At 71.7% G+C, this 19,742-nt stretch carries 18 protein-coding genes and 1 tRNA gene; 3 read left to right on the top strand and 16 right to left on the bottom strand.

Features of this window, described 5'->3' with window-relative positions:
• Positions 1–136 precede the first annotated feature (136 nt).
• The 5 genes from EDD32_RS13585 to EDD32_RS13565 all read right to left on the bottom strand — a co-directional run bounded on the left by EDD32_RS13585 (position 137) and on the right by EDD32_RS13565 (position 2,906).
• Positions 137–373, bottom strand: coding sequence for a hypothetical protein (locus tag EDD32_RS13585; RefSeq protein WP_123918291.1), 237 nt, complete (start codon positions 371–373; stop codon positions 137–139).
• Positions 370–1,092, bottom strand: a complete 723-nt coding sequence (locus EDD32_RS13580; protein WP_123918289.1) for a hypothetical protein — start codon at positions 1,090–1,092, stop codon at positions 370–372. Before EDD32_RS13580 ends, EDD32_RS13585 begins: the two co-directional genes overlap by 4 nt.
• Before the next feature lie 537 nt (positions 1,093–1,629).
• The gene (locus tag EDD32_RS13575; protein ID WP_246006299.1) at positions 1,630–2,136 is read right to left on the bottom strand and encodes an N-terminal phage integrase SAM-like domain-containing protein; all 507 of its coding nucleotides are present in this window, start codon (positions 2,134–2,136) and stop codon (positions 1,630–1,632) included.
• A 231-nt stretch (positions 2,137–2,367) separates the two neighbouring features.
• On the bottom strand, positions 2,368–2,718 hold the full coding sequence (locus EDD32_RS13570) for a helix-turn-helix domain-containing protein (protein WP_246006132.1): 351 nt from the start codon (positions 2,716–2,718) through the stop codon (positions 2,368–2,370).
• Between the two features lie 114 nt (positions 2,719–2,832).
• Positions 2,833–2,906, bottom strand: a tRNA-Pro gene (locus EDD32_RS13565).
• A gap of 121 nt (positions 2,907–3,027) precedes the next feature.
• On the opposite strand from EDD32_RS13565, the gene EDD32_RS13560 reads away from it, so the two are divergent.
• Positions 3,028–4,290 carry a serine hydrolase domain-containing protein gene (locus tag EDD32_RS13560; protein ID WP_123918285.1) on the top strand — a complete coding sequence of 421 codons (1,263 nt, stop codon included), beginning with the start codon at positions 3,028–3,030 and terminating at the stop codon, positions 4,288–4,290.
• Positions 4,291–4,814: 524 nt separating this feature from the next.
• On the top strand, positions 4,815–5,792 hold the full coding sequence (locus EDD32_RS13555) for a serine hydrolase domain-containing protein (protein WP_170175295.1): 978 nt from the start codon (positions 4,815–4,817) through the stop codon (positions 5,790–5,792).
• A gap of 8 nt (positions 5,793–5,800) precedes the next feature.
• Here the strand turns inward: EDD32_RS13555 and EDD32_RS13550 are convergent, their stop codons facing one another.
• The 7 genes from EDD32_RS13550 to EDD32_RS13520 all read right to left on the bottom strand — a co-directional run bounded on the left by EDD32_RS13550 (position 5,801) and on the right by EDD32_RS13520 (position 14,253).
• A complete protein-coding gene (locus EDD32_RS13550; RefSeq protein ID WP_123918281.1) occupies positions 5,801–6,886 on the bottom strand; it encodes a hypothetical protein in 1,086 nt (361 codons plus the stop codon).
• Complete coding sequence (der, locus tag EDD32_RS13545) at positions 6,886–8,484, bottom strand: ribosome biogenesis GTPase Der (protein WP_123918279.1); 1,599 nt, start codon at positions 8,482–8,484, stop codon at positions 6,886–6,888. Before der ends, EDD32_RS13550 begins: the two co-directional genes overlap by 1 nt.
• A gap of 137 nt (positions 8,485–8,621) precedes the next feature.
• Positions 8,622–9,311: a lysophospholipid acyltransferase family protein gene (locus EDD32_RS13540; protein ID WP_123918277.1), complete on the bottom strand. Its 690-nt coding sequence runs from the start codon at positions 9,309–9,311 to the stop codon at positions 8,622–8,624.
• Positions 9,311–10,015: a (d)CMP kinase gene (gene cmk, locus EDD32_RS13535; RefSeq protein ID WP_123920544.1), complete on the bottom strand. Its 705-nt coding sequence runs from the start codon at positions 10,013–10,015 to the stop codon at positions 9,311–9,313. The genes EDD32_RS13540 and cmk overlap by 1 nt, the downstream gene beginning before the upstream one ends.
• Before the next feature lie 89 nt (positions 10,016–10,104).
• Positions 10,105–11,232: a prephenate dehydrogenase gene (locus EDD32_RS13530; protein ID WP_123918275.1), complete on the bottom strand. Its 1,128-nt coding sequence runs from the start codon at positions 11,230–11,232 to the stop codon at positions 10,105–10,107.
• 91 nt (positions 11,233–11,323) lie between these two features.
• Entirely contained in the window at positions 11,324–12,739 is a 1,416-nt protein-coding gene (locus tag EDD32_RS13525) for an IS110 family RNA-guided transposase (RefSeq protein WP_246006131.1), read from the bottom strand.
• 266 nt (positions 12,740–13,005) lie between these two features.
• Positions 13,006–14,253 (bottom strand): IS256 family transposase, encoded by a 1,248-nt coding sequence (locus EDD32_RS13520; RefSeq protein ID WP_123916160.1) that lies wholly within the window; start codon positions 14,251–14,253, stop codon positions 13,006–13,008.
• A gap of 159 nt (positions 14,254–14,412) precedes the next feature.
• Here EDD32_RS13520 and EDD32_RS13515 point away from each other — a divergent pair, with 159 nt between their 5' ends.
• A complete protein-coding gene (locus EDD32_RS13515) occupies positions 14,413–16,317 on the top strand; it encodes an HNH endonuclease signature motif containing protein (RefSeq protein ID WP_123918273.1) in 1,905 nt (634 codons plus the stop codon).
• Between the two features lie 31 nt (positions 16,318–16,348).
• Here EDD32_RS13515 and EDD32_RS13510 read toward each other — a convergent pair whose 3' ends face one another.
• The 4 genes from EDD32_RS13510 to EDD32_RS13495 form a co-directional block, all read right to left on the bottom strand.
• On the bottom strand, positions 16,349–17,095 hold the full coding sequence (locus tag EDD32_RS13510) for a pseudouridine synthase (RefSeq protein ID WP_123918271.1): 747 nt from the start codon (positions 17,093–17,095) through the stop codon (positions 16,349–16,351).
• Positions 17,092–17,694, bottom strand: coding sequence for an SMC-Scp complex subunit ScpB (scpB, locus tag EDD32_RS13505; RefSeq protein WP_123918269.1), 603 nt, complete (start codon positions 17,692–17,694; stop codon positions 17,092–17,094). The genes EDD32_RS13510 and scpB overlap by 4 nt, the downstream gene beginning before the upstream one ends.
• Positions 17,691–18,620, bottom strand: coding sequence for a segregation and condensation protein A (locus tag EDD32_RS13500; RefSeq protein ID WP_425459487.1), 930 nt, complete (start codon positions 18,618–18,620; stop codon positions 17,691–17,693). Before EDD32_RS13500 ends, scpB begins: the two co-directional genes overlap by 4 nt.
• 91 nt (positions 18,621–18,711) lie before the next feature.
• Complete coding sequence (locus EDD32_RS13495; RefSeq protein ID WP_123920543.1) at positions 18,712–19,575, bottom strand: ParA family protein; 864 nt, start codon at positions 19,573–19,575, stop codon at positions 18,712–18,714.
• Positions 19,576–19,742: the final 167 nt, after the last annotated feature.

Here is a 19,742-nt window from a genome sequence, read left to right as displayed (position 1 = left end):
CGCCCAATTCGTGTCACTAGGGGTACTGGACCGTTGCAGCAGGCCGAAACCGGCTCACCTGCACCTTCACCCCGAACCGTGTCCCAGAACCCCGATCAGCTGCGGAACGCAGGACTCAGGTCAGAGCCGAAACGGCCTACCCCTGGGCACCCATCTCACCCTGATGCCGCGGGCGAGCATCAGACGTGGCGAGCAAGTAGGCAGTTGGGCCGATGATCGGAAGGACCACGATCGCGACGACCTGCACGATCGCTAGCGCTCCCGCGGGATGGGCCTTGAACCAGCGGGTCAGCGCCACGACGAGCAGGGCGATCGCCACGAGGGCCAAGACGCTCCAGAGGAAGTCGTACGCGGGTCCGACAAGGTCTGTCACGAGTTCTCCTGCCAGTAGGTGTTGCTCCCCACCTTAAGACGTACCCCCTTCGCAACCTGCCCGATGCCTGGGTAGATGGTGTACTGGATCGCCAGCTCTGCATGCGCCGGGCCGCTCGAGGTCTCCGTCGCCTTCAATACCCTGAGGCTCCAGGAGTCCCTGGTGTGCCCCACAGCGTATTCCTGGAACTGGCTGTAGGCGCGGGTGATCTGGTCGTTGTAGTAGCCCTGCACCAGCGTGAAGTTCGCATAGAAGCCGTACGAGAACACGTGGGTGCGGTAGTGGATCTTGCACCCCGTGTAGTTGGAATAGCCGCTCCCGCCGCTGACCGAACACCCAGTCACCGCATAGGGAGTGATAACTCCAGGCTCGGCGGCCGTAGGAATCTCTCGCTCGGTCACCTCGATGGATCCGTCGAAGTACCTCGAGATCTCGAACGTTGAACCGTCTCGGACCTCTGTCTCCACCGAGACAGGACCCGCGTCTGGGTCGTTCGCGAGACCCAGGTCGCCCTCCTTGAGAGAGGCGAGGAGCTCATCCTGTGTATCGGCAGGCACCCCGAACTCGGTCATGAACGCCCGGCTCGCCGCTTCCTCCGCGGCAGAAATCGACACAGCTTCATCAGCCGATGCGGCAGGTGCCAGCAATCCCAGCGTGGCGGCAGCTGCCACGACGCTGACACCCAGCCTCATAAGTTTTCGCATCGTCGTTCTCCTCAAATCGTCAGCATGCGGCAACGGGCGCTACCGCCGGAGTCCCCCATCAATGTCATAGAGAGTTGATAAGTACTAGGGACAACTGGACGGTACTGATTGCTAACCGCGGCAACGCAAGGGTTGAATGGCACGAAGGTGCCATGGCCAGAACTTGCCAGTTTCCAATCGACGGCGAGCTGGCTCGTTTCGAGGCGGCCTGATCTTTGCCACCATCGCCAGCTTCGGCTGTTGACGGGCTTCCGCCCTGCGCATATCTCCGGGTAGAAGCGAGTCACCAGGAAGAGAGAGCTGGCACACGGCAAACCTCTCGATCCACCCGTGTTGCACCGGCAGCTGCCTGAGGTCCACCGCGCGGTCGAGAGGCTGACCCGCTGGCGCCGCACGGAGCAGCTGTGGACGGCCGACTGCTCGGGGCTGCACTTACGGCGTGGCTGAAGGACGACGCCAGGTGGCCGTGGTTGCCGTCGCCCACGCGGGCGAGCGCCTGCTGGCTCGTAGCATGGAAGAAGGAGCAGCAGGATAAGGGACGTCAGAGCGTCGTCAGCGCCCCGGGTCCGGGTATCGCACCGTAGTCAAGTGAATGTCATCGATGCGGGCCAAGGTGCCGAGCATTGTCTCGATGATTGCGAGGATCTGGCCGTCGGGCCTCGGTCCGGGCTTGCCGTCCGCGCCCTGCCGCCACTCTGCCACCCGGCTGCGGACGAGTCTGACGGTCTCGAGCGTCAGCGCTTGGGCCTCCCGAGGTGGTCGGCGCAGGGTGTCGACGCCCGTGACCGGGTTGCGGTCGAGCACCTCCCAGCGCACAGCAAGCTTGAACGCGAGGTTCAGGACCACTTTCGCCTTCTGGGCGCGGTCATAGCTGCGCTCATGAAGCTGCTTGAGCAGTCGGTCGACCTTGCGAACGGTGATCTCGCGCAGTGCGTAGTTCTCGAATGCCGGGAGCACGAGGGTGCGCAGGTCACGCTCGTATCGGTAGCGGGTGCTGGGGGCGAGCCGCTTGGTGTCGTCGAGCGACTGGAGCCACGCGTCGGCGAGCTCGACGAACAGCGAGTCCGCGGTGAGGTCCTCCTCGCCGACGCTGGCCGCCTCGTGATTGGCGATCTTCTTCTTGAGCCGGCGCAGTGCCTCGGCCTTGGACCGGCCGACGGCTTTGATCTTGCGGGTGCGTCCGTCGAAGTCGCGGAACCTGACGACGGCGATCTGCCGGCCGCCGTCGGTCTCCTCGTAGTACGGGTCGCCGTAGGTGCCGATTGGCGTGCGCGGTCATGCCATCGCCGGTCACCGCCGTCCAGGTGGCGGCGCGACGCCGGCTGCCTCTTCGCGGCAACGCTCCAACCAGGTCCGCACGTCCTCGGCGGCGTAGCGCAGGTGGTTGCCGATCTTGTAGGCCACCGGTCCCTGACCCTTGGTGCGCCAGTCCTTGATCGTGTTGACCGGTACCCCGAGCAGCTCGGAGAGCGCGTCGATGCTCATCAGCGGCTCAAGCCCGCCGCCAGGCGTGGAGTTGGTCGTCATGCACCTCAGGTGCGCGGCGCCGTCCACCTCGCTCAGCCCTGCTCGGACCACCGAGCGCAGCTCGGCGTGGACCTGCGGCCACTGCGGGCCTCGGGCGAGGGGTTTATGCCCCATAAATGCCCCATGACTCAAAACTGGCAACCTTTCGGTCACGGTCACCAGTCCTGCTCGGGAGACGCATATGGCCCCGGACCTGCACGTTCGCAAGTCCGAGGCCATCTCACTCGGTCGGGCTGACAGGATTTGAACCTGCGACCCCTTGACCCCCAGTCAAGTGCGCTACCAAGCTGCGCCACAGCCCGTCCGACCCGCTCAGCGGGCCGAAGAGAAGATTACCCCAGACCTACCCAGGTCACCGAATCTGCTCCAGGTCAACGATCCGCCCCCCTTCTCCCCCGCCGCGATCGGCGCGACACTGGTCCCGTGGGCCGGTGGTCCGGAGCGGCACCGTCGGCCGGCCGGGCGCCGCGCGTGGCCCTTGCCGGCATCCTGACCGCGCTCCTCGCCGCTTCCCCGCTGACCGCCTGCACCGCCCCGGCCCAGCCCCGGCCGGCGCCGTCGGAGAGCGCGTCCTTGACCGTCCCACCTTCCCCGGCGCCGGTGTTCCCGGCCCCATTCCCCACCACCGCGCTCGCCGAGGTCCGTCCTGGCAAGCTCCCCGCCGGCACCGCCGACGAGCTCCAGCGGATCCTCGACGACGCCACCCGCGAGGGCGGCAACCGCGGCGGCTTCACTGCCGTCGTCCTCGACGCCGCGAACGGCACCTGGGCCGGCGCCGCCGGCACCGCTGACGGAACGAATGCGCTGGAGCCGGACCACATGATGTACCTCGGTGCCGTCTCGCAGACCTTCGTCGCCGCCCAGGTGCTCCAGCTCGTGGAACAGGGCCTGGTCGACCTCGACACCCCCGTCGCCGCCTACCTCCCCTCCGACATCCCGTTCGACCTCAACGGCGCCACCGTCCGCGAACTCCTCGGCATGCGCAGCGGCATCCCCGACCATCTCGCCGTGCCGGGGATCTCGATCCTCCTGCGCGAGGACCGCGCGCGCCGCTGGACACCGGCAGAGATCCTCGAGCTCGTGCCCGACCGCCGCGGCCCGGCCGGCGGCCAGGTGGCCTTCTCGTCAACGAACTACGTCCTCCTCGGCCTGGTCGTGGAGTACGTGACCGGCACGAGCCTGGCCGCGGCGCTGCGGGCCGGTGTCCTCGACCACCCTGGCCTCGAGCGGCTCGCCGTCCAGCCCGACGAGTCGCCGCAACCTCCGCTCGCCCTCCCCTTCGGTGCCGGCATCGAACCCGTCGAGGTTCTCGCCCTCGGCGGGGGCCTCCTGCCGTCCGCGTCGGAGGTCACCGCCTCGGCCGGGGCGGGCAACATGGCGGGCGACGCCCCCGCCCTCGCCCTCTGGTGGCAGCTCCTGTGCGGCGGCCAGGTGGTCTCGCGCACCTCGCTCACCGAGATGGCCGACTTCCAGCCCCGGCGGGACGTCGGCCTGGGCTTCTCCCGCTTCCGGGCGCCGGGCGGGACCCCGGCCGTCGGCGCGTTCAGCTTCGGCCCCGGCTTCGCCGCCGTCGCCACGTGCCTGCCGGTGGACGGGATCGTCGTCGTCGTGACGACGAACCACAACGCCCAGCTCGGGCTCTTCGCCGTCGTCGACGCCGTCCTCACCGCCGCCATCGGCCCGTAGGTCCCTGGACCACGGAGCCGCCGCCCTGGGGACCACCGACCCTCGCGGGGCGAGGTGCACCGGCCTGAGCCCGCGTCCACCGGCCTCGGAGTCCACGTCCTGATTCCTCCCGGATCCTCCTGCCCGCCCTGCGGACGTGGCCCCGCCAGCCTGCGCCGAGCCGCCCGACGGCGCAGACTGGGGCGGTGGCACCACGGACGCTCACGCGCCTCGCCGCCATCTTCCTGCTGGCGGGCTGCAGCGCGCAGCCTACGGAAACGTCGCCCGGACCGGCCCCCTCCGCTCCTGCGTCCGGAGCCTCGACGGCCGCGCCCCAGCGCTCGCCGAACACCCTCGGACCCGGCCGGGCATCCGGGACGACCTCGGACCCCGCACCGGATGTCACCCCGACGCCCGGGACCGGCCCAGCCACCTCGTCCCTGGCTCCCACCCCCACCAGCTTCCCGCTGCCCTTTCCCGCGGAACCGCTCGCCGAGATCCGTGAGGGACCGCTCCCGGCCGACCTCACGGCTACCCTGCAGTCCGTGCTCGACGACGTCGCCGCCTCCCGCGGCACCGTCGCGACCGCCACCGTGCTGAGCGCCGGCGGCACCTGGTCCGGCGCCGCGGGGACGACGGCCGACGGCACCCCCGCGACGCCCGACGTGCAGATGGAGCTCGGCGCGATCACCAAGACCGTCGTCGCGGCGCAGGTGATGGCCCTGGTGGAGCGAGGACTGGTCGAGCTCGAGCGACCGGCAGCGCGCTACCTGCCGAAGCTCCCGATCGACCCGGGCGACGTCACCGTCCGTGAGCTGCTCGGCCACCGCAGCACGATCCTGGACTACACCGGGCCTGTGGGGGTCGACGCCGCCGCACGCCGGCCCGGCGACGCCTGGGAGACCACCGAGATCCTCGCACTCCTGCCCGAACCCCCAGAGCCGATACGCTCGGCGACCTACTCCCCCACCGACTACCTCCTGCTCGGCCTGCTCGTGGAGGAGGTCACCGGGCAGCCCCTGGACCAGGCGCTGCGCGAGGACGTCCTCGAGGCGCCGGAACTCGCCCGCCTGGTCGTCCAGCCGGCCGAGCGCCCCGCCGGCCCGGTCGCCCTCTCCGTGCGCCGGTCCCACCCGGCGGCCCTCCACGAGGAGGGCGGCCGCTACCTGCCGAGCCTGCGCGACGCCAGCTACGCGGGCGCCGCGGAGGGCATGGCCGGGGACGCGCCGTCGACCGCGCGGTTCATGCACCTGCTGTGCGGCGGGCACCTGGTGTCCCGGACGTCCCTGACCGAGATGGCCACGACGGATGGGCCGGTGCCCTGGGGGCTGGGGTTCACCGACGTCACCAAGAGCGTGGGCCCGCCGGCCGTCGGCAGCTTCGGACAGAGCTGGTACCACTTCGCGACGGCGCTGTGCCTGCCCGAGCAGGGCGCCGTCCTCGTCCTGCTCACCAACGACCCGTACGCCCCCGCCGTCGACGGCGCCGTGCCCCGGATGGTCGAGGCCCTGCGGGCCGGGTGAGGGCTTCCCTACCCCTCGCCGCGGTGGAGCCGCTCCAGCCGGTGCCTCTCGGCCGCGATGATCCCCAGGGCCACGAGGGCCACGAACAGCCCCAGCGTCGCGAGCCACGGCTCGATGCGGAAGACCGCGACCTGGGTGAGCAGGACGTTGACGAGCACCGCGCGGCGCAGCCACTGGAACGCGCGGTAGCGGTCGCGCCGCAACCACGTCAGCGCCCGTCCGACGGCGGCGAGGCTGAGCCCGACCGTCACCACGGTCGTCACGCGTGCCCACGTCGGGTCCGCCGCCTCGTCGAGGCTGAGGACGACCGCGCCGAGCGAGACCGCGACGAGCGCGCCGAGGGCGACCCCGACGCTGCGCAGAGCCCACTCGCGCCCCGCCACGGCGCGCATGACGCGCTGCAACCGACGGCCGGCGGCGTCGAGCGGGTCGGGTACCTCGGCGTCGTCGTCGGGGACGACGGCGAGCAGGGCCGCCGTCTCCGCGCTCCCCCGGGCGCCGTCGCCCTTGGCGAGGAGGTCCTCGGCGACGGCGCGGCGGCGTTCGCTCAGCCCGCCGGCGATCCCGGCGACGGCGTGGTCCGCGGCCGCCGCGACGTGCTCGATCGGGTGCGGCGGCCGGCGGCCGTGCAGGACGTCGGCCAGGAGCACCACCCCCACGAGGGTGAGGTACATGATCATCGGGGCCGGGGAGAAGAAGTAGTCGTTGTCCTGGGTGAGGAACTTCCCGACCTCGTCGATGAACAGGCCGAACCCCACCCCGCCGACGAACGCGACGAGCGGTCGCACCACCGGACCGGCGAACGACAGAGCGAGGACCATGGCGATCGCCATCGCCAGCCCGCCCCACAGGACGTGCGCGACGTGCAGGGTCTCGCCGCCGATCTGGGGGAACCCGGTGAGCTGGAGGTAGCCGCGCGTGACGACGATCGTCAGCACCGTCGTCACGACGAACCCCAGGACGTGGTCGACGGCCTTGGGGTCGCGCGGCAGGCCCCAGCGCAGCAGGCGGTCGGGCGCGACCGACGCGTCGGCCGCGGGCCGGCGCTCGGCGTCGCCCGTCGGTCCGCGCCCCGCGTCTCCCGGCCCGCCCATCAACGGCGTCGCTTCTCCCGCACCCGGACGCTGATCTCGATGGGCGAGCCCTCGAAGCCGAAGTTCTCCCGGAGCCGGTTCTCGATGAAGCGGCGGTAGCCGGCCTCGATGAAGCCCGTGGCGAAGATGACGAAACGGGGCGGCCGGTTGGAGGCCTGGGTCGCGAAGAGGATCCGCGGCTGCTTCCCACCGCGCACCGGGTGGGGGTGTGCCGCGGTCAGCTCGCCGAGGAAGGCGTTGAGCCGGCCGGTGGGGATGCGGGTGTCCCACGAGTCCAGCGCCGTCTCGAGCGCCCGCACGAGGCGGTTGGTGTGCCAGCCGGTCTTCGCGGAGATGTTGATCCGCGGGGCCCACTGGATCTGGACGAGGTCGAGCTCGATCTCACGCTCGAGGAACGGACGGCGGTCCTCGTCCATGAGGTCCCACTTGTTGTAGGCGATGACGAGCGCCCGGCCGGAGTCGATCACCTGTTGGATGACGCGGGTGTCCTGCTCGGTGAGCGGCACGGAGGCGTCGACGAGGACGACGGCGACCTCGGCCTTCTCCAGCGCCGCCTGGGTGCGCAGGGAGGCGTAGAAGTCCGCGCCGGAGGTCTGGTGGACGCGGCGGCGGATGCCGGCCGTGTCGACGAACCACCACGGCTTCCCGCCCAGCTCGACGATCTCGTCGACCGGGTCGCGCGTGGTGCCGGCCGTCTCGTGGACGACGACGCGCTCGGCCTTGGCGAGAGAGTTCAGGAGCGAGGACTTGCCGACGTTCGGCCGGCCGAGCAGGGCCACCCGGCGCGGGCCGCCCTCGGGCATGGGCGCCGCGACGGCGGAGACCTCGGGCAGGACCTTCATCGCGGCGTCGAGGACGTCGCCCGAGCCGCGGCCGTGCAGGGCCGAGACGGGGTAGGGCTCGCCGAGGCCGAGGGCCCACAGGGTGGCGGCATCGGCCTCCTGCATCGGGGAGTCGACCTTGTTCGCGACGAGGATCACCGGCTTGCCCGAGCGGCGCAGCATCCGCACGACCCGCTCGTCGGTGTCGGTCGGGCCGGTCGTCGCGTCGACGACGAACATCACGGCGTCCGACATCTCGACGGCGACCTCGGCCTGCTCGGCCACGCGCGCGTCGATGCCGGCGACGTCGACCTCCCAGCCGCCGGTGTCGACGAGCGAGAACCGGCGACCGGCCCACTCCGCCGGGTAGCTCACCCGGTCGCGGGTGACGCCGGGGGTGTCCTGGACGACCGCCTCACGGCGGCCGAGGATCCTGTTGACCAGGGTCGACTTGCCCACGTTGGGCCGGCCGACGACGGCGAGCACCGGCAGGCCGGGCCGCTCACCACCCGGGAGCTCGTCCGCCTCGCCTGCCTCGAGGACGGCGAGGTCCTCGTCCTCCAGGACGTAGTCGGCCAGACCGGCGCGCAGCGCCTCGGCGCGGCGGTTCTCCTCGGCGAGGTCGGCGGCGATCTCCTCGGGGGTGCGCTCGTCGGCCGCCGGCTCGAGCTGGTCGGCGGCCGGCTCGAAGCGCTCGTCGGCCGCCGGCTGCGCCTGGTCGAGGCGGTCGTCGTCGGGCTGCTCGGCGGTGCGCTCACGCGCGGGGTCGGTGCTCATGGCGCCATTCTCCCGTGCGCACGGCCATCCGACGACCAGACCGGCCGGTCCGGGTGGTGCGATCGGTCTCGATCCGCCGGCGTCGGTACCGCGGTGCGCCCCGGCGCGGGCGCTGCACCGTGCCTCCGTCGCGGCCGCTACAGGTCGCTCTTGGGCAGGCGCACGCCCGTGACCTGCTGCGCCTGGTCCACGTGCGCCTGCAGCCCGGCGCCGATCGCCGACATGGCGTGCGCCATCTTCTCGCGCCGGCTGCTGCCCTCGGGGAAGTGCAGCCTGATCGGCTCCCCGAACGCCACATGGAGCTTGGCGCGCGGCCGCGGGACGTAGCTGCGGGGGTCTCCGGTGCGCCGGGTGCCCAGGCATGCCGCCGGGACGATCGGGGCGCCGGTGTTCACCGCGAGCCAGGCGACGCCGGCGCGCATCTCGGAGGCGTCGCCGCGTCCGCGGGTGCCCTCGGGGAAGATCCCCACCACCCGGCCCTCGTCGAGCATCGCCTTGCCGACCGCCAGCGCCGCTCGCCCCGAGGTCCGGTCCACCGGGATCTGGCCCGCCCACGTCATGAGGAAGCCGATCTTGGAGTCGAAGAACTCCTGCTTGACCAGGACGTGCGACCCGCGCGGGAGTGCGCCGTGGAGCAGGGGGCCGTCGACGATCCCCGTGTGGTTCGAGGCGATGATGACCGGGCCCTCGGCCGGGACGTTCTCGGCGCCGAGGACCGTGGTGTTCCACCACAGGTGGTCCAGCACCCAGCCCACGCGCCGCGACCACACCGGTCCCCACCGGTAGATGTCCTCCGGGCGGACGGCCTGCCCGCGGCTCTGCGCCATCAGCGCCCGCCCGCCCGGGCGGCCTCGACCACCGAGAGCACCGCCTCGAAGGTCTCCTCGACCCCGTAGGCGGAGGAGTCGACCGTGACGACCCCGTCGGCGGCGGTCATGAAGGTCGAGACGGTGGAGTCGTCGGCGTCGCGGCGCACGACCTCGTCGCGCGTGCGTGCGACCGTGGCCTCGTCGGCGGTGCCGTGGAGCTCCTTGGCGCGCCGCGCAAGACGGGCGGTCTCGTCGGCGATGAGCAGGAGGCGCACGTCGGCGTCGGGCGCCACGACGGTGGTGATGTCACGGCCCTCGGCGACGATGCCGTTGCGACCCGCCTCGGCGGCGATGATCTCGCGCTGGAGCCGGCCGAGCTCGGCGCGGACGTCGAGGTTCGTCGCGACCCTGGAGACGACGGCGGAGAGCTCGGAGGCGCGGATCGCCTCGGTGATGTCGACGTCGTCGCACACCACGCGCGGGGCGGCCGGATCGGTGACCATGACGAGCGGCATCTGCCGGACCACGGCCGCGACGCCGTCGACGTCCGTGAGGTCGACGCCGCGCCGCAGGCACCACCACGTGGCCGCCCGGTACATGGCGCCGGTGTCGAGGTAGGCCAGGTCCAGCTCGGTGGCGAGGCGCCGAGAGATCGTCGACTTCCCCGACCCCGAGGGTCCGTCGATCGCCACCACGAGCGCGCGCCCGTTCGCCTGTGCCACCGTGTCCTCCTCCTGGCGGGAGGGTGCCCCCGCCGTCCGGTCCTTCTCAGTCACGCACGCCGCCTCCTGCCCCGCCGTCGGGTGGCCGCTCACCGGCGCACCACCCGCCAGCCGCGCCGGTCGAGCTCGGCCTCGAGTGGTTCGGCGGCAGCCGGCACCACGGAGAGGACCGCGAGACCGACGCTCTGGCCGGCCGAGTGCTCGAGCTGGAGGTCCTCGATGTTGACACCGGCCTCGCCGACCTCGCTGAAGAGTCGGCCGAGCTCACCCGGGGCGTCAGGGACGAGGACGGCGACCTCGCCGTACCGGTTCGGTGCGCCGCCGTGCTTGCCGGGGATCCGTGCAGCGCCGGCGTTGCCGGCGGCGATGACCCGGGCGAGCGGACCGACGGCGCCCTCGGTCAGCGGGCCGTGGGTGGCCGCACGGTCGAGGGCGGAGATGAGGTCGTCGACGTCGGAGCGCAGGGCCCGCAGCGCACGTCCCACCGGACCGGCGTTGCCGACCAGGATGGTGGACCACAGCTGCGCGTCCGACGCCGCGATCCGGGTGACGTCGCGCAGGCCCTGGCCGGACAGGCCCAGCGCCGACTCCGGCGCACCGTGCAGGCGTGCCGCGACCAGGGACGACGCCAGCTGGGGCACGTGCGAGACGAGCGCGACGGCGTCGTCGTGCTCCTGCGCACCCAGGGTCACCGGCGCCGCGCCGAGGTCGACGGCGAGGGCGCGGACCACCCGCACCGCCTCCGGTGTCGACTCCTCGCCGGGCACGATGACCCAGGGACGCCCGGCGAAGAGGTCGGCGTCCGCGGCCGCGGCGCCGGACCGTTCACGACCGGCCATGGGGTGGGAGCCGACGTACCGCTTCGCGTCCCCACCCGCCTCTGCCTGGACCTGCGCAGCCACGAGCGCCTTGACCGACGCGACGTCGGTGACGACCGCGCCGGGGTGCTGGCGGAGCTGGGCCACCACGGCGGCCGCGGTCACGTCCGGCGGAGTGGCCACCACGACGAGCGCCGGCTCGGGCTCGTCGGCGGTGAACGGCCGGCCGGCACCGAGGTCACGGGCCAGCGCCTGCGCCGTCGGGGACAGGTCGGAGAGGTGGACGTCGAGACCCACCGACGTCAGGGCCAGGCCGATCGAGGCACCCAGCAGCCCGGTGCCCACGATCTTCACCGGTCCGGTCGTCGACACGGTGGCGGCGGTCGGGTTCACGGGCACCCGGAGAGGGTACCGCCCGCTCTGTCAGCCCTCGGCGGGCTCACCGGTGACGCGCACGACGTGCGGGCGTCCCACCACTCCCAGAGGGTCATCAGGACCACCACTCCCCTGACAGGACCACCGCTCCCCTGACGGGCACCAGGACACGCGGGTGCCGGGCCACCGCACGAGCCGCGTCGCGAAACGTCACGGCCGGGCCCGACAACCATCCCCACCGTGGTGCCACCGTCCTGACCTCGCACGACGCACGCTTCGAGGGCGATGATGCTCCTATTGGTTGTCGAGCTGCTTGGAGCCATTGGCGGTAGGCGCGGGCGAGGTCGTCGTCGCGGCGGGTGCCGCGTTCGATGGTGGAGATGTGCATGGGCCAGACGCCGAAGTGGGCGGCGGCCTGGGTCAGGGTGATGTTCTTGGCCTGTCGGGCGGGGCGCAAGTCCGCGGTCGCGGGGGCCGTGACGACTCGGGTGAGGTACTTGAACATCTCCCGGGCGAGGGCACGTTTGAGGGTGCGGAGGATCTCTTTGCTCGAGCGGCCTCTGGCGCGTTGTCGCTGAACGTAGGCGCGGGTGGTGGGGTCGCTGGACATGCGGACCAGGGCGACGCGGTGCAGGGCGTTGTTCGCGGCGCGGTCCCCTCCCCGGGAGAGCCGGTAGCGGCGGGTCTTGCCCGAGGAAGCGGGCACCGGTGCGGTGCCGCACAGTGCGGCGAAGGAGGCCTCGTTGCTGAGCCGGTCGGGGTTCGCGCCGGCGGTGATGAGCAGCTGGGCAGCGGTGTCTGGGCCGACGCCGTGGGCGGCGAGCAGACCGGGGTTCATGGACTCCACGACGGTACGGATGTCGCGCTCGAGGTCAGCGGCCTGACTAGTGAGGAACTCGTGTCGTGCGGCGAGGTCCTTCAACGCGCGCATGATGGCCGCGCCGACTGGGTCGTAGCGGGTGGTGCGGCTTCGGGACAGTGCGGTGACCAGCTTGGTGTTGGTCATGGAACGGTACTTCTGCCGGATCGAGTCCGGTGCGGTGACCAGGACTTGGTGGATCTGGTGGATCGTCGCCGTGCGTGCCTTGACCGCGGAGCGGCGGGCCAGGTGCAGGGCGCGCAGGCCGAGGATCTTCTCGTCCTTGGGTGGCGAGGTCGCCCGGCCGGAGAGCACCGCACGGGCGGCGTGATAGGCATCGATGGGGTCGGACTTGCCCTGGCGGCGGCGGACGGTCTTGTCGGGGCGCAGCACCTCTCGGACCTCGAGCCCGCCGGCGGCACATGCCCGGGCGATCCCGGCCCCGTAGGAGCTGGTGCCCTCGATGCCGACCCGCTCGATCGCGCCGTGGCTGTTCAGGAAGTCGTACGCCGCCCGGTAGCCCGCCGGAGTGGTCGCGAACTCGGCGTCGGCGATCTCCCGCCCCAGCACGCTCACGACAGCCACATGGATGGTCTCGGCGTGGGTGTCGATGCCTCCGATGACCTCCTCGGCCCCGTCGTCACGGTCGTCATCTCCTGGTGCCGCTGTCATGCTGGAACCGCCCTTTCGCTGGAGTCGATGGGGTCGACGCCGGTCGGGACGCTCAGACAGGACACTGGTGAGGAACCGCCAAGCTCTTATCAGGTCATGACCGGCCCGGCCGGTGCCATGCCCGAGGGGCCGGACAGATCAACTGGAAGGCAACCCAGCAGGGCGCCAGTCAGTAGGCGGGTCACGACCCCTCGGAACACGCTTCCTATCATCGGTCAAGTCCTCTGGGGTGGTGTACGGGTTCGGCGTGATTCCTTCGTGGGGTGTTAGGCGCTGATGGCGCCGGCGATGGCGGGGTCCTCCTGTTCGGTCTCGGTGGTGGTGATGAGGCTCAGGCGGGCTTTGGCGAGGGCGTCGAGGCCGAAGTAGCGGCGGCCTTCGGCCCATTCGTCGTGCTGCTCGGCGAGCACGGCCCCGACGAGGCGGATGATGCTGGTGCGGTCGGGGAAGATGCCGACGACGTCGGTGCGGCGGCGGATCTCGCGGTTGAGGCGCTCGTTGGGGTTGTTGGACCAGATCTGGCGCCACAGGGCCTTGGGGAAGCCGGTGAAGGCCAGGATGTCGCCGCGGGCGTCGTCGAGGTGGGCGTGGACGTCGGGCAGCTGGGTCTCGACGGCGTCGAGGAGCTTGTCGAACTGGGCCTGGACGGCGGGGGCGTCGACCTGGTCGTAGACCGAGTGCAGCATGGCCTTCACGGCCGGCCAGGACGCCTTGGGGCACTTGGCCATGAGGTTCGCCGCGTAGTGCGTGCGGCACCGCTGCCACGCCGCCCCGGGCAGGGTCGCCCCGATGGCCTCGACCAGGCCGGCGTGGGCGTCGGACGTCACGAGCTTGACCCCGGTCAGGCCCCGGGCGACGAGGTCACGGAAGAACGCCAGCCACCCCGCCCCGGACTCGGCCGTGGCGACCTGGACACCGAGGACCTCGCGGTGGCCGTCGGCGTTGACGCCGGTGGCGACCAGGACGGCGACCTTGACCACCCGGCCACCCTCGCGGACCCGCATCGTGAGCGCGTCCGCGGCGAGGAACGTGTACGGGCCGGCGTCCAGCGGCCGGGTGCGGAAGTCCTCGACCTGGGCGTCGAGGTCCTTGGCCATCTGTGAGACCTGGGACCTGCTCAGCCCGGTGATCCCCAGGGTCTGGACGAGCTTGTCCATCCGCCGGGTGGAGACGCCCAGGAGGTAGCAGGTCGCCACCACGCTGGTCAGGGCCGCCTCGGCGCGGCGGCGCCGCTCGAGGAGCCAGTCGGGGAAGTAGGACCCGGTGCGCAGCTTCGGGATCGCGACGTCGATGGTCCCGGCGCGGGTGTCGAAGTCGCGGTGGCGGTAGCCGTTGCGCCGGTTGGTGCGCTCGTCCGAGACCTGCCCCCACGCTGCACCACACACGGCGTCGGCGTCGGCGGAGAGCAGGGCGTTGATGAACGTGGTGAGCAGCTGGCGCAGCAGGTCCGGGGACGCCTGGGCAAGGTGGTCCTGGAGAATCCGGGCAGGGTCGATACTGGAAGGAGCGGTCATCGCAGTCGGTCCTTTTCGAGAGTGCTGTGGAAGGTTCACTCGAAGGATCACGCGGTGACCGCACTCGTCTACGACGACACGCTCACCGAGCTACCGGTACACCACTCTGCTGGACGCAACTCTATCATCAGTGTCAGTGGTCGCACCTACGTTCGACGCATGAGTTCGAGACGCGGTCGCAAGATCGACCTCGCGGCGGCGAGGGCCCGGGGCTGGGACAGCCTGGTCGAGGCCTACCTCGCCGAGATCCGCGACGCCGCGCACGCCCACACTGGAACGGCGGGTGCGACGCTGGCGCCCGTCCCCGCTGCCGGCCCGAGGCGGCTCAGGCTCGTGGACGCGGTCTACGCCGAGCCCGTCGAGCTGGCCGTCGCGTTCCGAGAGCCCGACACCGAGCTCGGGCCCTCCGCGCTCGACACCGAGCTCGGGTTCGTGACCGACATCGCGGCGGACACCGGGACCGCCACGGACACCGGCGACACCGACACGGACACCGACACCGACACCGACACCGACACCGACACCGACACCGAGTCTGTCGAGCGGGCCGCCGCCCTGGACACTGCGGCCGGGGACACGGGGATGCCGACCGCGGAGGAGATCGCGTCCGCCGCGGCCGTCCTGTCCCGGGCTGCCGGTCTGTACGGCGCTCCGCTCGCGGCGACCCTCGACCCCGTCCCCGCCCACGGTCAGGACCCGGACGTCCTCGTCGAGCTCGTCGCCCACTGGAACCGCGTGATCTCCTGGTCCACCGCCCGCCGCGGCGAGGCCGTCGCCGCCCTGGCGGACGCTGCCGCCGAGCACGGCAGACACCTTCCCGGCCGCACCGTCGACCCCGTCACGGTGGCAGGCACGGAGATTGCCATGCGGCTGACCGTGTCGAAGCAGGCCGCCATCCGGATGGTGCGGACGAGCTCCCTGCTCAACGGGCCCCTCACGTCGACCGGGCTGAGCCTCGAGCACGGCGCCATCGACCCCGCCAAGGCACAGGTCATCGCCGACGCCCTCGAACACGTACCGCACCAGGTCGCGTGGGAGGTGGAGTGCGCGGTGCTCCCTGGCGCCCAGGGCCGCACACCTCAGCTGCTCCGCCGCGACCTCGCCCACGCCCTCATCTCCGTCGACCACCACGAGGCCGAGAGGCGCCACCGCCAGGCCCGAACGGCGCGTCGCGTCTGCCACCCGAAAGCCCTTCCGGACGGTATGGCCTCGCTCTACGCCGTCCTACCGGCTGAGGACGCCATCGCTCTCGACCTCACCCTCGACCACACCGCCCGGCACGCCAAGAGCGCGGGTGACCCCCGGACCATGGACCAGCTGCGCGCCGACACACTCGCCACCATCGGTGTCAACGCGCTCACGACCGGCCAGATCCTGCTCGCCCCTGCTCAGGTCCCTCCGAACACCGGGGCGACCCCGGCCGCCGACGGCACCCCGCCCGTGGCAGCGACGCCCGGCGCGGATCGCTCGGCGCAGCCACCGCCCGCGATCTCGCTCGGCTCCGCACCGGTCCGGGTCCACGTCACGGTGCCGCTGACCACGCTCCTCGGTGGTGGGGAGCCCGGCACCCTCGAGGGGTACGGTCCCATCGACCCCGCCACTGCTCGCGCGCTCGCGCTCCGCGGCACGTGGCGGCGACTGGTCACCGACCCGCTCACCGGGACGGTCCTGGACCACGGCCGCACCACGTACCGACCGCCCAAGGACCTGGCCGACCTCGTCCGCGACCGAGACGGCACCTGTGTAAGACCGGGCTGCGGCACCGCCGCGACACGATGTCAGCTCGACCACTCACTCGCCTGGTCGCTCGGCGGCACGACGGCGTTGACCAACCTCGGGTGCGCGTGCGGCGGTGACCACGACCTCAAGACCTGCGGTCACTTCAAGGTCCGCCAGATCCGCAGCGGCGTCTTCGAGTGGACGTCCTCGCTGACCGGTCTGATCTACCGCCGCGAGGCCGACGGCAGCGTCACCTACCGCAACCCGCGCCTGCCGGACCTGCCGCGCGGTACGGCGGTCGACGCGACCGGGACCGAACCGCCGGGCGCGGACCCGCCGTACTGAGCAGGAGTCCTGGCAGGCGCCATCCCCATGCCTACAGGTCGACGGCCTTCATGAGGGTGCCGAGCTCGGTCCCACCGATGACACGCGTGCGGCCGGGCTTGAGCCCGCCGAGATGGATCGGGCCGATCCTCGTGCGGGTGAGCTGGATGACCGGGTGACCGATCTCCTCCAGCAGACGGCGAACGATGTGGTGCCGGCCCTCGTGGAGCACGATCTCCACGAGTGAGGAGTCGGGCGTCGTCTCCTTCACCACGAACGAGTGGACCTGGACCATCCCGTCCTCGAGCTCGACGCCCTTCTTCAGGGTCTTCTCCATGCCGCGCGGCACCCGCCCCTCGACCGTGGCCACGTAGGTCTTGGGCACCTCGTAGGACGGGTGCGTGAGCCGGTGGGCCAGCTCGCCGTCGTTCGTGAGCAAGATGAGGCCCGAGGTCTCGGCGTCGAGACGCCCGACGTGGAAGAGGCGCTCGGGCCGGTCGGCCACGTACTGCGCCAGGCTCGGACGCCCCTGGGGGTCGTCCATGGTCGAGACGACGCCGACCGGCTTGTTGAGTGCGAGGGTGAGCAGCGAGTCGTCGAGCTGCACGCGGAGGCCGTCCACGTGGATGACCGCGCTCGTGGGGTTCACCCGGGTGCCGAGCTCACGGACGACCTGTCCGTCGACCGTCACCCGGCCGTAGGCGATGATGTCCTCGCACGCCCGCCGCGATCCCAGTCCGGCGCCGGCGAGCACCTTCTGCAGGCGAACCCCGTCGGGCTCGTGCACGTGCTTGCTCATCGAAGCTCACTCTCCACGTCGTCCAGGGTGCCCAGGTCGGGCAGGTAGGGGGCGAGCGGCGGCAGGTCCTCCAGCGAGGCGAGGCCCATCCGCTCGAGGAAGTAGCTGGACGTCCGGTAGAGCATGGCCCCACCCTCGGTGTCCGGGCCGGCCTCCTCGATCAGTCCCCTGGTGAGCAGGGTACGCACCACGCCGTCCACGTTCACACCGCGGATGGCCGCGATCCGCCCGCGAGCGACCGGCTGGCGGTAGGCGATGACCGCGAGGGTCTCGAGCGACGCCTGCGTGAGACGAGCGGTCTGGCCCTCGAGGACGAACTTGCCGACGACGTCCGCGTGGGGCGGCGCGGAGTAGATCCGCCAGCCGCCGGCAAGCTCGCGCAGCTCGAATCCGCGACGCCTCCCGCCGCGCTCGCCCCGGTACTCCGCCGCAAGGTCCTCGAGCAGCTCGGAGACCTGTCCGGTGGGCAGACCGAGGACGCTCGCGAGATCCGCGGCCGGCACCGGCTCATCGACCACCATGAGGATCGCCTCGAGCGCGGAGAGGTGCTCCTCCGGAAGCGCGTCGTCGGGGACCAGCTCATAGTGCTGCTCGGTCATCGTTCCTCCTCCGTGGGGCCGACGGCGAGGCCGTCGTGGGCATCGGCATCGGCATCGGCATCGGCATCGGCATCGGCATCGGAAGCCTCGCCGTCGTACTCCTCCGCGACGGCTACCTCGCCCTCCTCCGACCCGGACCACCGGATGGTCAGCTCACCGAGCGCCTCGGCCTGCTCGAACGAGACCGCACCCTCCCGGAAGAGCTCGAGCAGAGCCAGGAAGCGCGAGACGACGACGGCGGTCATCTCGGCGTCCTCGGTGAGCGCACGGAATGTGGCGCTGCGCACACGCCTCAGCCGGTCGACGATGAGGGCCGCCTGCTCGCGGACGGGCACCACGGGGTTGTGCAGGTGGGAGATCTCCACTTCGGGCGCGCCGGGCCTCGGCGCCAGCGCCGCGGCGGCAAGACGGGCGAGCTCCTCCGGCCCGACCTTCATGACCAGCTCCGGCAGGAGCGCCGCGAGGTGCTGCTCCAGCGGCACGCTCCGCGGAAAGCTGCGCGCGCTCGTCGTCCACAGCGTCGCGACGTGGTCGGCGACCTCCTTGAACGCCCGGTACTGGAGGAGGCGCGCGAAGAGCAGGTCCCGCGCCTCGAGGAGCTCCAGGTCGTCCTCGTCCTCGACCGCCCCGCGCGGGAGCAGCCGGGCCGCCTTGAGGTCGAGCAGCGTCGCGGCCACGACGAGGAACTCGCTCGCCTGGGACAGGTCCCACTCGTCCTGCGCGGAGATGTAGGCGATGAACTCGTCCGTCACCTGCGCGAGCGCCACCTCGGTGATGTCGAGGCGGTGCTTGGAGATGAGCGAGAGCAGCAGGTCGAACGGTCCCGTGAAGTTGGCGAGGGTCAGCTCGAACCGGCGCTTCGTCGACGGCAGGGCGTCCGGCGACGTCTCGCCGGCGGGGGACGCCGGAGCGTCGGGGAGCGTCACGCCCGGCGACGCCGTCACGTCGGGAGGCGTCACGCCCGGCGACGCCGTCACGTCGGGAGGCGTCACGTCGGGCGCCCCCAGGGAGCCTTGGTCAGGCGGCATCGCCGCGGGCGACGAGCTCGCGGGCGAGGCGCCGGTACGCCTCGGCGCCCGGGTGGCTGGGGGCGTAGGAGGTGATCGGCTCCGACGCGACCGAGGCGTCGGGGAACTTCACCGTGCGGGAGATCATCGTGTCGAAGACCTTCTCACCGAAGGCCTGCTGCACCCGTTCGATGACCTCGCGCGAGTGCAGGGTGCGCAGGTCGACCATGGTTGCGAGGATGCCGTCGATCCGCAGCCGCGGGTTGATCCGCTCCTGGACCTTCTCGATGGTCTCCACGAGGAGGGCGACGCCGCGCAGGGCGAAGAACTCGGCCTCCAGCGGGATGAGCACGCCGTGGGCCGCCGCGAGCGCGTTGACGGTGAGCAGACCGAGTGAGGGCTGGCAGTCGATGAGGATGACGTCGTAGTCGTCCTGGACCGGCCGGAGCACGCGCGCGAGGGCCTGCTCTCGGGCCACCTCGTTGACGAGCTGGACCTCCGCGGCCGAGAGGTCGATGTTGGCCGGGACGACGTCGAGGTTCTCGACGGTCGTCCGCTCGATGATCTCGCGGACGTCGCTGCGCGGCTCCATGAGGAGGTTGTAGATCGTGCGGTCGAGCTCGTGGGCGTTGATCCCCAGCCCGGCCGACGCCGCACCCTGCGGGTCGAAGTCGACGAGGAGCACGCGACGGCCGTACTCGGCCAGCGCGGCGCCGAGGTTGATCGTGGTCGTCGTCTTGCCGACCCCGCCCTTCTGGTTGGCCATCGCGATGATCCGCGCGGGCCCGTGACCGTCCAGCGGCGTGGGGACGGGGAACTCCCGCTCGGTCGCCTCGGCCAGGCCCGTGCCTGCGCGCGCGCCGCTCTCGGGCATCAGTCCAGGCTGCTCGTTGCTCACGCCGCCACGCTAGTCGACGCCTCGCGCGCCCCCAACACGGCACGCGACGCGACGACCCGGCGATTCGTGGGGTGACGTCGCTCACCCGTCCGGCGGGAACCCCGGTGACCGACCCGGCGGGTGTCGCGCTCACCGAGCCGGGA

It is taken from the genome of Georgenia muralis (assembly GCF_003814705.1).
Taxonomy (GTDB): domain Bacteria; phylum Actinomycetota; class Actinomycetes; order Actinomycetales; family Actinomycetaceae; genus Georgenia; species Georgenia muralis.
This window is presented reverse-complemented; position numbering and strand designations above follow the sequence as displayed.

Coding starts and splice junctions, on each gene's coding strand:
- EDD32_RS13520 (WP_123916160.1), bottom strand. CDS start 14,253: ATGACCGCTCCTTCCAGTATCGACCCTGCCCGGATTCTCCAGGACCAC.
- EDD32_RS13525 (WP_246006131.1), bottom strand. CDS start 12,739: ATGACAGCGGCACCAGGAGATGACGACCGTGACGACGGGGCCGAGGAG.
- EDD32_RS13495 (WP_123920543.1), bottom strand. CDS start 19,575: ATGCCCGAGAGCGGCGCGCGCGCAGGCACGGGCCTGGCCGAGGCGACC.
- EDD32_RS13515 (WP_123918273.1), top strand. CDS start 14,413: ATGAGTTCGAGACGCGGTCGCAAGATCGACCTCGCGGCGGCGAGGGCC.
- scpB (WP_123918269.1), bottom strand. CDS start 17,694: ATGACCGAGCAGCACTATGAGCTGGTCCCCGACGACGCGCTTCCGGAG.
- EDD32_RS13540 (WP_123918277.1), bottom strand. CDS start 9,311: ATGGCGCAGAGCCGCGGGCAGGCCGTCCGCCCGGAGGACATCTACCGG.
- EDD32_RS13510 (WP_123918271.1), bottom strand. CDS start 17,095: ATGAGCAAGCACGTGCACGAGCCCGACGGGGTTCGCCTGCAGAAGGTG.
- der (WP_123918279.1), bottom strand. CDS start 8,484: ATGAGCACCGACCCCGCGCGTGAGCGCACCGCCGAGCAGCCCGACGAC.
- EDD32_RS13550 (WP_123918281.1), bottom strand. CDS start 6,886: ATGGGCGGGCCGGGAGACGCGGGGCGCGGACCGACGGGCGACGCCGAG.
- EDD32_RS13570 (WP_246006132.1), bottom strand. CDS start 2,718: ATGGGGCATAAACCCCTCGCCCGAGGCCCGCAGTGGCCGCAGGTCCAC.